The 12,739-nt window shown below is 72.3% G+C and carries 14 protein-coding genes; 7 read left to right on the top strand and 7 right to left on the bottom strand.

What is annotated here, in order from left to right; all coding sequences use genetic code 11:
• Nucleotides 1-153: 153 nt before the first annotated feature.
• Nucleotides 154-285 (bottom strand): hypothetical protein, encoded by a 132-nt coding sequence (locus tag EV375_RS29980; protein WP_486588809.1) that lies wholly within the window; start codon nt 283-285, stop codon nt 154-156.
• Between the two features lie 203 nt (nt 286-488).
• On the opposite strand from EV375_RS29980, the gene egtA reads away from it, so the two are divergent.
• The 4 genes from egtA (at nt 489) to egtD (ending at nt 5,077) form a co-directional block, all read left to right on the top strand.
• Nucleotides 489-1,709: an ergothioneine biosynthesis glutamate--cysteine ligase EgtA gene (gene egtA, locus EV375_RS25725; RefSeq protein ID WP_130302328.1), complete on the top strand. Its 1,221-nt coding sequence runs from the start codon at nt 489-491 to the stop codon at nt 1,707-1,709.
• Between the two features lie 142 nt (nt 1,710-1,851).
• Nucleotides 1,852-3,207 carry an ergothioneine biosynthesis protein EgtB gene (gene egtB, locus EV375_RS25720; RefSeq protein WP_130302327.1) on the top strand — a complete coding sequence of 452 codons (1,356 nt, stop codon included), beginning with the start codon at nt 1,852-1,854 and terminating at the stop codon, nt 3,205-3,207.
• Nucleotides 3,207-4,067, top strand: a complete 861-nt coding sequence (egtC, locus tag EV375_RS25715) for an ergothioneine biosynthesis protein EgtC (protein ID WP_130302326.1) — start codon at nt 3,207-3,209, stop codon at nt 4,065-4,067. Before egtB ends, egtC begins: the two co-directional genes overlap by 1 nt.
• On the top strand, nt 4,067-5,077 hold the full coding sequence (gene egtD, locus EV375_RS25710) for an L-histidine N(alpha)-methyltransferase (protein ID WP_130302325.1): 1,011 nt from the start codon (nt 4,067-4,069) through the stop codon (nt 5,075-5,077). The genes egtC and egtD overlap by 1 nt, the downstream gene beginning before the upstream one ends.
• On the opposite strand, the gene EV375_RS25705 is transcribed toward egtD, so the two are convergent.
• On the bottom strand, nt 5,067-5,339 hold the full coding sequence (locus tag EV375_RS25705) for a DUF4190 domain-containing protein (RefSeq protein ID WP_486588871.1): 273 nt from the start codon (nt 5,337-5,339) through the stop codon (nt 5,067-5,069). The genes egtD and EV375_RS25705 overlap by 11 nt on opposite strands.
• A 77-nt stretch (nt 5,340-5,416) precedes the next feature.
• The gene (locus tag EV375_RS29280) at nt 5,417-5,575 is read right to left on the bottom strand and encodes a hypothetical protein (protein WP_165434852.1); all 159 of its coding nucleotides are present in this window, start codon (nt 5,573-5,575) and stop codon (nt 5,417-5,419) included.
• A 182-nt stretch (nt 5,576-5,757) separates the two neighbouring features.
• Between EV375_RS29280 and EV375_RS25700 the strand changes: the two genes are divergently transcribed.
• A complete protein-coding gene (locus EV375_RS25700; protein WP_130302324.1) occupies nt 5,758-6,399 on the top strand; it encodes a TetR family transcriptional regulator in 642 nt (213 codons plus the stop codon).
• 39 nt (nt 6,400-6,438) lie between these two features.
• Here the strand turns inward: EV375_RS25700 and EV375_RS25695 are convergent, their stop codons facing one another.
• The 3 genes from EV375_RS25695 to EV375_RS25685 all read right to left on the bottom strand — a co-directional run bounded on the left by EV375_RS25695 (nt 6,439) and on the right by EV375_RS25685 (nt 9,990).
• The gene (locus EV375_RS25695) at nt 6,439-8,052 is read right to left on the bottom strand and encodes a serine/threonine-protein kinase (protein ID WP_130302323.1); all 1,614 of its coding nucleotides are present in this window, start codon (nt 8,050-8,052) and stop codon (nt 6,439-6,441) included.
• A gap of 265 nt (nt 8,053-8,317) precedes the next feature.
• Entirely contained in the window at nt 8,318-9,331 is a 1,014-nt protein-coding gene (gene ligD / locus EV375_RS25690; protein WP_130302322.1) for a non-homologous end-joining DNA ligase, read from the bottom strand.
• 140 nt (nt 9,332-9,471) lie between these two features.
• Nucleotides 9,472-9,990 (bottom strand): GNAT family N-acetyltransferase, encoded by a 519-nt coding sequence (locus tag EV375_RS25685; RefSeq protein WP_130302321.1) that lies wholly within the window; start codon nt 9,988-9,990, stop codon nt 9,472-9,474.
• A gap of 328 nt (nt 9,991-10,318) precedes the next feature.
• Here EV375_RS25685 and EV375_RS25680 point away from each other — a divergent pair, with 328 nt between their 5' ends.
• Nucleotides 10,319-11,398: an ATP-dependent DNA ligase gene (locus EV375_RS25680; RefSeq protein ID WP_130302320.1), complete on the top strand. Its 1,080-nt coding sequence runs from the start codon at nt 10,319-10,321 to the stop codon at nt 11,396-11,398.
• A 34-nt stretch (nt 11,399-11,432) separates the two neighbouring features.
• Nucleotides 11,433-12,011, top strand: coding sequence for a DoxX family protein (locus EV375_RS25675; protein WP_130302882.1), 579 nt, complete (start codon nt 11,433-11,435; stop codon nt 12,009-12,011).
• Here EV375_RS25675 and trxA read toward each other — a convergent pair.
• On the bottom strand, nt 11,999-12,406 hold the full coding sequence (gene trxA / locus EV375_RS25670; protein WP_130302319.1) for a thioredoxin: 408 nt from the start codon (nt 12,404-12,406) through the stop codon (nt 11,999-12,001). The genes EV375_RS25675 and trxA overlap by 13 nt on opposite strands.
• Nucleotides 12,407-12,739 lie beyond the last annotated feature (333 nt).

Below are 12,739 nucleotides of genomic sequence, written 5' to 3'. Positions count from 1 at the left end.
CCAGCTCCGGCCACCCGACCGGAGTGGCCACGGGTGCGCCCGGCCGGGCACACACCGGGCAGTTCGGCGGTGTGCACCCACTCCGGGAAGCGGTCCGGGGCGTTCCTCTGCATCAGCGGCTTCCGCCGATACCGTCCGGATGCCGCTCCGTCATCAGGGCCCGGCCGCGCTGCCGCGGCACGGCACGGGGGCCACGCGCCGGTAGTGGCCCGGGAGTTCGCTCTTGGAGATCCCGTCGTCCGGGAAGAGCACCTTCTCCGGCCCGCTGATCTCGATGTCCTTCACGTCGCGACGAGTTGACCGTTCCCGGTGGCGCAAACCGCCATTCGGCCCTCTCCAGGCGGTTTCGTACGTCACCCGGGGGTCACCCGGCCCGCACCCCGGCGGGCTCTGCCGTCTTGCGCGCAGCGCGTCCCCGAAGCAGTCTCGGACTCCACGGGACCAACCCGCATGCACTGTTCCGTATCCGACTGGAGGCGCCGGATCCCATGGATGCCGTGCTGAACGAGGACGAAGCAGCCGCGTACGTCGGCGGCATCTGTTTCAAGACCGGGCCGCCGCGCCGCGTGGGAGTGGAGCTGGAATGGCTCATCCGCGATCGTTCCGCGCCGTCCCGCGCCGTGCCCCCCGGCCGGCTGAAGAAGGCGCTGGAGCCGCTGTGGACCCGTGGCCTGCCGGGCGGCAGCAGGCTCACAAGGGAACCCGGCGGTCAGCTCGAAGTCTCCTCCCCGCCCGGCGAGACGCTCGACGAGTGCATCGCCACCACCGCCGCCGATCTGACTGTTCTGCGTCACCGGGTGCGCGACTCGGGGGCGCTGCTGTACGGACGGGGCCTCGACCCGTATCTCAGCCCCCCGCGGGTGCTGGAGGATCCCCGCTACCGCGCCATGGAGGCGCACTTCGACCGTTCCGGCCCCTGGGGCCGGATGATGATGAGGGCCACCGCCGCCGTCCAGGTCAGCCTGGACGCGGGTGACGACTCCGACGGGCCCTCCGGGTACCGCTACCGCTGGCGGCTCGCACACCGTCTCGGCCCCGTACTCGTGGCGGCCTTCGCCAACTCGCCGCTGTGGCGCTCCCGTCCGACCGGGTGGGTCTCCACCCGGCAGAGCGTGTGGGCCCGCGCCGACCCTGCGCGCACCAGCCCGCCGCGCCCGCACAGCGACCCCCGCGAGGGCTGGGCACGCCACGCACTCGACGCCGAACTGCTCTGCCTGCGCCGCGACCCGCCGGCCGAATGGACGGCGCCTCCCCGGCTCTCCTTCCGCGCCTGGCTGAAGGGTGCCCACCGGGAACGCCCGCCCACGCGCGACGACCTCGACTACCACCTCGGCACGCTCTTCCCGCCGGTGCGGCCGCGCGGCTGGCTGGAACTGCGGATGATCGACGCGCAGTGCGGCGACGGCTGGATCGCGGCCACGGCCGTCGTGGCGACGCTGCTGGACGACCCCGTCGCCGCGGACACGGCGTGGGCGGCGACGGAACCCCTGGAGAGCGACCCGGTGCTGTGGCAGCGCGCCGCGAGGAACGGCCCCGCAGACCCGCTGCTGGGACCGGCGGTGCGCCGGTGCGTCGCGGCGGCCGAGTCGGGGCTCTCCCGCCGTGACCACGGCAGCCTCGTGCACAGTGCCGTGGCCGAATTCGCCGAGCGCTACTCCGAGCGCGGACGCTGCCCCGCCCACGACCAACTGGACGCCATGCGCGGCTGAGACCTGCGGCTGATACGCCGCGCGCCTTCGCGCCCGCCCTCCCCCCGGGCCATCGGCACGGGTGGGGACCCCCCTGGGGCACCTCCCCATGAAGCGAGGGGGAGTGCCCCCAGGTGCCCACACGAGAGGAGAGACACCGAAGATGTCCGAACGCTCAGCCGCGCAGGCCACCACCACCGCCGAACCCGCGGGCCGTGAGCGCGCGCTCGCCGCCCTGGAGCGGGCACGGCGGCGCACCGCGGCCCTCACGGACTGTCTGGACGAGGCCGAACTGACCGCCCAGCACTCCAAGTTGATGTCACCACTGGCGTGGGACCTGGCGCACGTGGGCAACCAGGAGGACATCTGGCTGCTGCGCGAGGCGGGCGGCACCGGCGGGGTGCGTCCCGATCTCGACGCCGTCTACGACGCATTCCGGACCCCGCGCGCCGACCGCCCCGCCCTGCCGATGCTCCCGCCCGACGCGGCCCGCGCCTACATCGCCGAAGTGCGCGCCCGCGCGCTGGAGGTGCTCGCCGCAGGAGCGCCCGACGGCGCCGACAGTGCGCTCTTCGAGGGCGACTTCGTCTTCGGCATGGTCGCCCAGCACGAGCAGCAGCACGACGAGACCATGCTCGCCACGCACCAGCTTCGCCGGGGCCCCGCCGTGCTCGACGCCCCCGATCCTCCCGCGCCCACCTCCCGGGCCACGGAAGACAGGCACGGTGAAGTGCACGTGCCCGCCGGGCCGTTCACGATGGGCACCTCCACCGAACCCTGGGCGCTGGACAACGAGCGTCCCGCGCACACCGTCGACGTACCCGCCTTCGACCTGGACGCCGTACCGGTGACGAACGGCGCCTACCAGCGTTTCATCGAGGACGGCGGATACCGTGACGAGCGCTGGTGGCACCCCGAGGGCTGGGCGTACGTGCAGAAGGCGGAACTGTCCGCCCCCCTGTTCTGGCGCAGGGACGGCGAGATGTGGCTGCGGCGCCGCTTCGGCTACATCGAGCGCGTCCCGCCCGGCGAACCGGTGATGCACGTGTCCTGGTACGAGGCCGACGCGTACGCCCGCTGGGCCGGGCGCCGGCTGCCGACGGAGGCCGAGTGGGAGAAGGCGGCCCGCCACGACCCGCGGACCGGTGAATCCCGCCGCTACCCGTGGGGTGACGCGGAACCCGACGCGGGACGCGCCAACCTGGGCCAGCGCCATCTGCGTCCCGCCCCCGCCGGCGCCTACCCGGCCGGTTCCGCTCCGTGCGGCGCCCGGCAGCTGATCGGAGACGTGTGGGAGTGGACGTCCTCGGACTTCACCGGCTACCCGGGCTTCCGGGCCTTCCCCTACCGCGAGTACTCCGAGGTCTTCTTCGGCAGCGACCACAAGGTGCTGCGCGGCGGGTCGTTCGGCACCGACGCGGTCGCCTGCCGGGGCACGTTCCGCAACTGGGATCTGCCGGTGCGCCGCCAGATCTTCGCGGGCTTCCGGACGGCGCGCAGCAGCGGGGGAGCGGACTGATGTGCCGCCACCTCGCCTACCTCGGCCCGCCGTCGTCCCTTGCGGACCTGGTGATCTCTCCCGCGGGCGGGCTGTACGAGCAGTCGTGGGCTCCTCGGATGCAGCGGTACGGGACCGTCAACGCCGACGGTTTCGGGCTCGGTTGGTATCCCGCGACGCAGACGCCGCGGGACGGCGGCGCGGCGGCCGCGGACGACGAGCAGCTCCCGGCCCGCTACCGGCGCGCCGTCCCCGTCTGGGCCGATGTGAACCTGCCCGACCTCGCACGGACGGTGCACAGCACGGCCGTGCTCGCCGCCGTGCGCGACGCGACCGAGGGCACCGCCCAGGACGAGACAGCCGCGGCACCGTACGCGGACGGCCGGCTCCTCTTCAGCCACAACGGCGCCGTGCGCGACTGGGAGCGCCTGGTGGAGGACCTCGGTCTGGCGCTGGAGCCCGCCGAACTGCTCCGGCTGGAGGCCCGCTGCGACTCCGCGCTGCTGTGGGCACTGCTGACCGGCCGCATCCGCGCGGGCGAGCCGACCGAGGACGCCCTGGCGTGGCTCGCGGTGCGCATCAGGGACATACGTCCGGGCGCCCGGCTCAACTTCCTTCTCACGGACGGCCGCACCGTATGGGCCAGCCGCTGCGGCGACACCCTCTGGTACCGCACGGGGCCCGGAAGCGTGCGCGTGGCCTCCGAGCCGGACGACGCGCCCGCTGACGACTCCGAGGCCGGCTGGCAGGAGGTCCCCGAGGACTCGCTGCTCGTGGCCACCGTCTCGTCCGTACGCACAGCACCTCTGGTCCACACCGCACCGCGGCCTCCGGCAGACGTGTCCGGGGGCAGCACCGGCATCCACGCGAGGAGATCCTGATGACGGGCCGCTTCGACCTCACCCGCCGCCTGCCCGACGGGTACTTCACCGACGCGCTCCACACCGACGTGCTCAAGGGGCTCACCGGCCGACCGAAGACGCTGCCGCCGAAGTGGTTCTACGACGCCCGCGGAAGCGAACTCTTCGAAGAGATCACGCAGTTGCCCGAGTACTACCCGACGCGGGCCGAACACGCGATCCTCACCGAGCGCTGCGACGAGATCGCCGCGGCGACCGGCGCCCGCACACTCGTGGAGCTCGGCTCCGGTTCGTCGCGCAAGACGCGGCTGCTCCTCGACAGCCTGCTGCGGCACGGCACTCTGGAGGCCTACGCGGCGCTCGACGTCAGCGCCGACGCGCTGCGCGAGGCGGGCGAGCAGCTGTGCCGCGACTATCCCGGCCTGCGGGTGACCGGCTGTGTGACCGACCTGGAGACCGACCTCGGGATTCCGGAGACCGCTCCCGGGCCGCGTCTGGTGGCCTTCCTCGGGGGCACCCTCGGCAACCTGGGCGGCGAGGCGCGGCCCGCGTTCTACGCCGCCCTGCGCGCCGGACTCCGGCCGGGGGACGCGCTGTTGCTCGGCGCCGACCTGGTGAAAGACCCGGGGGTGCTCGTCCCGGCGTACGACGACGCGCAGGGAGTGACCGCGGAGTTCAACAAGAACGTGCTGCGGGTGCTCAACCGCGAACTCGGTGCGCGTTTCGACCCGGCCGCCTTCCGGCACGTCGCGGTGTGGAACGAGCGGGAGGAGCGGATCGAGATGCGGCTGCGCTCGCTCCGTGCGCAGGCGGTGGAGCTGCCCGCCCTGGAGATGACCGCGGAGTTCGAGGAGGGCGAGGAGATCCTCACGGAGATCGCCGTGAAGTTCCGCCGCGGCGCTCTTACGGACGAACTCGCGCGTGGTGGCTTCGTGTTGAGCCACTGGTGGACGGACGAGGAGGGGCGGTTCGCGCTCATGCTGGCCGAGCCGTCGCCGGCGCGGCCCGGTCCGGGGCCGCTCAGCCGGTGATGCTCCAGGAGAAGGACTGGTCGGCGGCGGCGACCGTAGCGAGTACGGCGAGGTCGGCGACGCCGAGCGTCATCCCGAGGACCGCCCGGGCGCGGCGCGTCGTGCCGCGCATCAGGGCGAGGCCGGAGAGCACCAGGGCGCACGGGCCGAGGACGAGGTTGAAGACGAGCAGTCCGGCCAGGCCCATCACGAAGGAGGCGACGGCCATGCCGTCGGCGTCGTGCAGACGTGCTGCGGCCGCGGTGCGCGGCTGGTCGCCGATGGTGCCGGAGTCGTCCACCTTGTGGTCCTTCGAGTGCGAAGTGCCGGGGCGGACAAGGGTGTTCAAGGCGTTCACGGTCAGCTCCCCTGACGGTGGTGCTTGCGTTCACGGACGGCGAAGATCAGCAGCCAGGTACCGATGGCCGCGGCTGCGGCGAGGGTTGCAGGGACCGGGATGTGGGCCGCGGTTCCCACCAGGAGTCCCAGCAGGAGGAATGCGGCAACGATGAAGATCATGTGTGGCCCTTCGTCTCGGAGGGGCGGTGCGCGCGGCACCCGCTTCTCCACTTCTCAGTGAACAGTTGTAATTACAACTGTTCACCGCTTCTCCACTTCTCAGTGAACAGTTGTAATTACAACTGTTCACTGAGAACAGAGTACCTTGGCACACGGGCGAGAACACCTGTTTACTCAATGACATGAGCCACACCCCCGCGTCCGCCCCGACCGCCCGTGAGACGCAGAAGGCCAGGACCCGCAGCGCCCTGCTCGATGCGGGCCTGCGGCTGCTGGAGCACCAGAGTCTCAGCAGCCTCGGCCTGCGCGAGGTCACACGCGTCGTGGGAGTGGCCCCGGCCGCCTTCTACCGGCACTTCAGGGACATGAGCGACCTGGGGGTGGCCCTCGTCGAGGAGTCGCTCGGGTCGCTCCACGCCGTCGTGCGCGAGATCCTCGCCGGCCCCGCCGACGAGTCGGCCCGCATCGAGCGCACCGTCACCGCCATCGCCCGCTACGTGCGCGAGCACCCGACGCACATCCGCTTCGTCGTGCGCGAGCGCCACGGCGGCGTCCCTGCCGTACGGGCCGCCATAGGAGCCCAGTTGGACCGCTTCGCCGACGAGGTCGCCGGCGCACTGTCCACGGACGAGGTCTCCGCGGGATGGAGCGCGCAGGACATGCGGATGCTCGGCGAACTCTTCGTCGACCACATGGTGATGACGGCGTCGGCCTTCCTGGACGCCGAACTCGGCGAGGGCCCCGACGAGGAGAGCGTCGCGCACACCGCCCGCCGCCAGCTGCTGCTGATCAGCGCCGGCCGGCGCCACTGGCAGGACGGCTGAGCCGCCGTCCCCGTGGCCGGCGGAACGACGGCCCGCCCGTCAACCGCCCCGGGCGATGCGGAAGGTCTTCACCGCCATGTCGAAGTACCTCTTGGACCCGCCCCATTCGGCGTCCGGCGCCGAGAGATACAGCGCGTAGTGCTGCTCGCCCTCCGTGCCGAAGCCGAGGTCCAGCGCGTGGTAGGTCCGTGCCCGGCCCTGCCAGGTGTACTCCCAGATGGCGGCCTCCCGGCCCTGGTAAGTCGTGGCGTTCATACGGAGGTTGCGGTAGCCCGGCGACTTCGCCCGGACTTCGGGCTCCAGCCGGCGCCAGTGCTTCAGGGGACTGGCGTCCGCGAAGTCCAGCACGCTGAAGGTGAGTTCCGTACGGCCTGACGGGTCCAGGAAGTCGACCTCCTGGCCGCCGGGCTTCTCCTGCCGCTTCCAGCCCTCGGGCACGTCCACGGAGAAGCCGAGGTTCTCCTTCACGCGCCGGTACCCCTCCGCGGCCGGTGGCCGCGGAGGGAGCGCCGTCGAGGACTGTCCCGAGGAGTGGGACGAGGACGGGCCCGGCTTGCCGGCATCGCCTCCCTGGTCCGCGCCTTCCCGTGCCAGCCACCATCCCCCTCCGGCGACGGCGGCCACGGCCACCACCGCGCACACCGCCCAGGCGGCGGCACGCGACCCGCGCCTTCGCGGGGCGGCGGCCGGCGCGGGGTCGGTGGCGGATGGCGCGGGCGACGGTGCGGCGGCGGACGACTCGGGGGCGGATGCGGGCCCCCGGGCCCCGTCGTGGTTCCGGGCGCCCGGCCCCCGCTCGCGCTCGTCCCACGGCGCACCCTGCGGCAGCGCCACGGTGCCCGCCGCACCCGCCAGCCACTCCTCCGCCTGCTGGAGCGTCGGCCGCCCGCCGGGGTCCTTCGCGAGCAGCGCTTCGATCAACTCGCCCAGGGCACCGGCCTGTTCCATCGGCCGGGGCGGTTCGCTCGCCGTGGCGTACGCCGTCTCCACCCAGGTGCCCCTGCGGAACGGTGCGGTCCCCTCCACCGCTTCGTAGAGCGTCGCCCCCAGCGCCCACGCGTCGGCGGCAGGGCCCGATTCACCGCCCTGCATCCGTTCCGGCGCCGCGTAGTCGATGGAGCCGACGAACTCCCCCGTGCGCGTGAGGGTGGTCGTCCCGGAGGCCGCGGCGATGCCGAAGTCGGTGAGGACGACGCGCTCGGTGTCCTGCGACAGCAGGACGTTGGCGGGCTTCACGTCACGGTGCAGAACTCCCGCCGCATGGGCGGCGCGCAGCGCCGAGGCCATCGCCACTCCTGTGCGGGCGGCCGCCTCCGGCGGCAACGGCCCGTCCTCGCGCAGGACATCGCTGAGCGAGCGGGAGGGCACGTACTCCATGACGATGCACGGCAGCCCGTCCTCCTCGACCACGTCGTGTACGACGATGACCCCGGGGTGGCTTATCCGTGCCGCACTTCGTGCCTCGCGGCGCGTGCGCTCGTAGAGCCGTGTCAGCTCCTCGTCCTCCAGATGCGGCGGCACATGTAGCTTCTTGACGGCCACGCGCCGGTCGAGCAGCGTGTCGTCCGCGAGCCACACCGTTCCCATGCCCCCGCGGCCGAGCTGCCGGGAGAGCCGGTACCTCCCCGCCAGCAGCCGGTCCTCGTCGGTCACTTCGAACTCCCCGATCCCCCTGAACACCCGTTCCAGTGGGGAACCCTAGCCCCCGCCACCCCAGTTGTGGCGGGGGAACGCTCAGGCGGGGGAGGGGGGAGCGCACGGACCGTCCCGGCGGGCGGTGTCGCCGCGGCCGGAGACCGGACGGCGCCTCGTACACCGGGCCCCTCGACGGGCGTGCCCTCTCGACCGGCGCGAGCCCTCAACTGCGGCGCCACGTCGTCTGCCTGAGGTCCCGGGCCTGCCGACTGCCGTGAGCGGTTCAGCCGTCGGTGCGTTTCGCCCTGCTCGGCTGGACGCGCTTGGGCTCGCCCTTCACCTTCGGGTGCTCCGGCGGATAGGGAAGATCACCCAGCCCGTGCTCGCGCTCGTCCCTGTTGGCCAGCTCCAGGGCCGCGTCGAGACGGCACCGGTGCGCGTCCATCTCCGCGTGCACGTCGCCGACTTCGGCGTACCGCAGCGGCATCGTCACCACGTCGAAGTCGTCGGGGTGCGCGCTGCCCAGCTCCTCCCAGCGCAACGGGGCGGAGACGGTGGCACGCCGGTTGGGACGTACGGAGTAGGCGCTGGCGATGGTGCGGTCCCGCGCCGTCTGGTTGTAGTCGACGAAGATGCGGCTGCCGCGCTCCTCCTTCCACCACGCAGTCGTGATGCGGGACGGGTCGCGCCGCTCCAGCTCCCTGCCGACAGCGATGGCGGCCCGCCGCACCTGTGCGAAGTTCCACTCGGGCTCGATGGGCACGAAGACGTGCAGTCCGCGCCCGCCGGAGGTCTTCGGCCATCCGTGCAGCCCCAACTCCTCCAGCAGCGGTTGGAGTTGCTGCGCAGCCCGCACAGCGTCCTCGAAGTCCGTGCCCGGCTGCGGATCGAGGTCGATGCGCAGTTCGTCCGGGTGGTCGGTGTCGGCCCTGCGCACCGGCCAGGGGTGGAAGGTGAGACAGCCGAGGTTCGCGGCCCACAGCACCGCCGCGGGGCCCGTCGGGCAGATCTCGTCGGCGTGCCGCCCGCTGGGGAAGCTGATCCTGGCGGTGGGGATCCAGCCGGGCAGGTTCTTGGGGGCGCGCTTCTGGAAGAACGACTCGCCGCCCACGCCCTCCGGATAACGCTCGAGCGTCGTCGGCCGTTCGTACAGCGCCCGTGCGATGCCCTCCCCGACGGTCAGGTAGTAGCGGGCCACGTCGAGCTTGGTGAGCCCGCGCTCGGGGAAGTAGACCTTGTCCGGGCTGGACAGCCGCACCTTCTGCCCGCCGACCGTCAGCTCCACCGCCTCACCCATGCCGCAACGCTATGCGGCCCGGTGCCGTGCCGCCTCCCGGCGGACGGTAAAGCTTCGGGCTGCCACGGCCTCCCGGCGTCCGTCGGCGGAGGCCGGCGCGGACGTGCGGTGCGGGGGCGCGGGCCCCCGCACCGCGGACGTCAGATGCCGAACGGCGCGGCGTAGCGCACCGTTCCCCGGGGCAGCCGCCCACCGGACCCGAGAGCGAGGGCCATCGCCGCCTCGTCCGGTACCTCGATGGGGAGGCGGATGCCGTGGACGGAGGCCCGGGCGAAACCGAACCGCGGGTAGTAGTCCGGGTGGCCCAGGACGACGACCCAGCGTTCGCCCATGTCCGCCGCGGCCCGCAGCACGCTGCGCACGGCGGCGGAGCCGGCCCCCGTGCGCTGCAGCTCGGGCCGCACGGCCACGGGCGCCAGGCACAGCGCGGGTTCGGCGTCGATGTGGCACCGCGTGAGCAGCGCGTGGCCGGCGGGCCGGCCGTCCTCGTCGTCGACGACGACGGACAGGCCCTCGATCCAGGCGCTCTCGTCGGCGCGCAGCGCCTCCACGAGGCGGGCCTCCTCGGCGGTGGGGAAGGCGGCGAGGAGTATCTCCCGGATGGCCGGGGTGTCGGCGCAGGTCTCGGCACGGGTGGTCCAGGTACGGCGAGTGGTCATGGTGGGTGAAGATCCGTTCAGGATGGTGTTCGTGCGGGCTGCCGGTTCGCGGGCTCACGCTTCCGGCGAAGGTGCCCGGAATGCGTCCGGGACGGGGGTCAGGCCACGGCACGCGACGTGAGAGTCCGTGTGGCGGACAGCCGCGTGCCGGATACAGAGGCCTCCGACGCGGTCATGCGGCCTCACCTCTTCGCCTGTCGGTCCCGGACGGGCACGAACGGGCCCAGCGTAGTCGGCCTCCGCCGATCCGAAGCCGGCCCCGGGACGGCTCGTACAACTGCCCGAGGAGAACGGGCGGGCGCGCCCGCGCGGGAATACAGTGCTGGGCATGGACCTGCCGGTGATGCCGCCCGTCAAGCCGATGCTCGCCAAGCTCGCCTCGAAGATCCCGGCGGGCATGCAGTACGAGGCCAAGTGGGACGGATTCCGCGCCATCGTCTTCCGCGACGGCGAGGAGACCGAGATCGGCAGCCGTACCGGCAAGTCCCTCAAGCGCTACTTCCCCGAACTGGTCACGGCGCTGCTCGCGAACCTCCCGGAACGCTGCGTCGTGGACGGGGAGATCGTCGTCGCCCGCAACGACAGGCTCGACTTCGACGCCCTCGGGCAGCGCATCCACCCGGCGGCCTCCCGGGTGCGGATGCTCGCGGAGCAGACCCCGGCGTCGTTCGTCGCATTCGACATCCTCGCGCTCGACGACGACTCGCTGATGGAGACGCCCCTGGAGGAGCGCCGCACGGTCCTCCAGCGCGCGCTCGGCCCGGCGCGCGACCCGGTCTTCGTGGCGCCCGCGACGACCGACATCGACCTGGCCAGGCAGTGGTTCGACCAGTTCGAGGGTGCCGGGCTCGACGGACTCGTGGCCAAGGCGCCCGACCTGCCGTACCGGCCGGACGAACGGCTCATGGTGAAGATCAAGCACGAGCGCACGGCGGAGTGCGTGCTCGCGGGGCTGCGCCCGCACAAGAGCGGCGAGGGGGTCGGTTCGCTGCTGCTCGGCCTGTACGACGACTCCGGCACGCTCCAACACGTCGGCGTGTGCGCCTCGTTCACCATGAAGCGGCGTCGCGAGCTCATGGCCGAACTGGAACCGCTGCGGATGACCGACCCCGCGGAGCACCCGTGGGCGCGCTGGCAGAGCGAGGAGGCCCACACGCAAAGCCGCATGCCGGGTGCGCCGAGCCGCTGGACGGGCACGAAGGACCTGTCGTGGGTACCGCTGCGTCCGGAGCGCGTCTGCGAAGTGGCCTACGACCACATGGAGGGGGACCGCTTCCGGCACACCACGCAGTTCCGTCGCTGGCGTCCCGACCGCGAGCCGCGGGGCTGCACCTACGCCCAACTCGAAGAGCCCGTCAGTTACGACCTGTCCCGCATGCTGACCGAGTCCCCGCAGACCCCCACCTGAGCACGTGAGAAGGGACGACGCCATGGGCCACACGATGTGCCACGGCAGACACCGCCTGCGCAGTCACCGCGTTCACAGGACCCACAGCATCCGCCACGACCTGGGACTCCTCGCGCTGCGCCTCGGCACCGGAGGAGTGCTCTTCGCCCACGGCACGCAGAAGCTCTTCGGCTGGTTCGGGGGCTACGGCCTGGAAGGGACCGGCAAGTCCATGGAGCAGATCGGCTTCCGGCCGGGACGTGCCCATGCGCTCGCCTCCGGCCTCGGTGAGGCCGGAGGCGGAACGCTGCTCGCCCTGGGGCTCGCGACACCCGGAGCGGGCGCGGCGGTGGCGGCCGCGATGTCGGGGGCCGCTTCCGTCCATGCGCCGGCGGGGTTCTTCAACGACCGGGGCGGGATGGAGTATCCGGTCCATCTGGCGCTGGCCGGGTCGGCCGTCGCCCTCGCGGGTCCCGGCCGGTTCTCCCTGGACCACCTGCTGGTCCACCGGCTCAACAAGCCCTGGATGCTGGGTGTGACGTTCGCCGCCGCCGCGGCGGCCGCGGCGTGTGTCGTCTCCCGACGGCTGCGGGTCCAGCAGGAACAGGAGGCCGAGACCGCTCAGCCGGGCTGATCCTGAGCGTCCGTCCGGCCCTCCTCGCCGGACGGCTCCTCCGGCACGGCGGCGGACTGGCGGACCTCTTCCATGTCCAGGTTCCTGGCCTGGCCGATCAGGTCCTCGAGCGCGGACTCGGGGAGCGCTCCCGGCTGCGAGAAGACGACGATGCGGTCCCTCACGATCGCGAGTGTGGGGATCGACTGGACCTCGAACGCCGCGGCCAGTTCCTGTTCGGTCTCGGTGTCCACCTTCGCGAACGTCAGATCCGAGTGACGCTCGGCGGCAGCTTCGTAGACCGGCTCGAACTGGCGGCACGGACCGCACCAGTCCGCCCAGAAGTCGATCAGTACGAAGCCGTCGTCCGCGACGACCTCGTCGAAGTTGTCCTTGGTGAGCTCCGTGGTGCTCATGTGCTCTCCTGCTGTTGAGGACGGTGTCGGACCGTGACGGCCCTCGGCCGCTCCGGCGGCTCACGCCGGGAGTCCCGGTCCGCGTTCCCACCGTCGCACGCGGCGTAAACCGCTTGTCGGGCTCCGATGTGCCGCAAGCGCTGTCATGAAGGGCTTCCGAGGTCTTGACCGGGGACAGACAATCGCTATGGTCTAGACTAATGGCGAGCGTGAATACCGGGTCCCCCAGCTCGAAGCCGTCAGAACTCTCCACGGCTGCCCTTCGCCGCTGACGGGGCGTGCCTTCACTTCGCCTCCGCTTTCAACCAGGCCGTCCGTAAGGGTGTGCGGCAC

The organism is Streptomyces sp. CNZ301, assembly GCF_004217425.1.
The sequence above is the reverse complement of the archived record's forward strand: the minus strand, read 5'-3'. Positions and strand labels throughout refer to the sequence as shown.

Bases quoted from the DNA above. Each gene is read 5' to 3' on its own strand.
- trxA (WP_130302319.1), bottom strand. From the start codon at position 12,406: ATGAGCACCACGGAGCTCACCAAGGACAACTTCGACGAGGTCGTCGCG.
- egtD (WP_130302325.1), top strand. From the start codon at position 4,067: ATGACGGGCCGCTTCGACCTCACCCGCCGCCTGCCCGACGGGTACTTC.
- egtA (WP_130302328.1), top strand. From the start codon at position 489: ATGGATGCCGTGCTGAACGAGGACGAAGCAGCCGCGTACGTCGGCGGC.
- EV375_RS25680 (WP_130302320.1), top strand. From the start codon at position 10,319: ATGGACCTGCCGGTGATGCCGCCCGTCAAGCCGATGCTCGCCAAGCTC.
- egtC (WP_130302326.1), top strand. From the start codon at position 3,207: ATGTGCCGCCACCTCGCCTACCTCGGCCCGCCGTCGTCCCTTGCGGAC.
- EV375_RS29280 (WP_165434852.1), bottom strand. From the start codon at position 5,575: ATGATCTTCATCGTTGCCGCATTCCTCCTGCTGGGACTCCTGGTGGGA.
- egtB (WP_130302327.1), top strand. From the start codon at position 1,852: ATGTCCGAACGCTCAGCCGCGCAGGCCACCACCACCGCCGAACCCGCG.
- ligD (WP_130302322.1), bottom strand. From the start codon at position 9,331: ATGGGTGAGGCGGTGGAGCTGACGGTCGGCGGGCAGAAGGTGCGGCTG.
- EV375_RS25685 (WP_130302321.1), bottom strand. From the start codon at position 9,990: ATGACCACTCGCCGTACCTGGACCACCCGTGCCGAGACCTGCGCCGAC.
- EV375_RS25675 (WP_130302882.1), top strand. From the start codon at position 11,433: ATGTGCCACGGCAGACACCGCCTGCGCAGTCACCGCGTTCACAGGACC.
- EV375_RS25700 (WP_130302324.1), top strand. From the start codon at position 5,758: ATGAGCCACACCCCCGCGTCCGCCCCGACCGCCCGTGAGACGCAGAAG.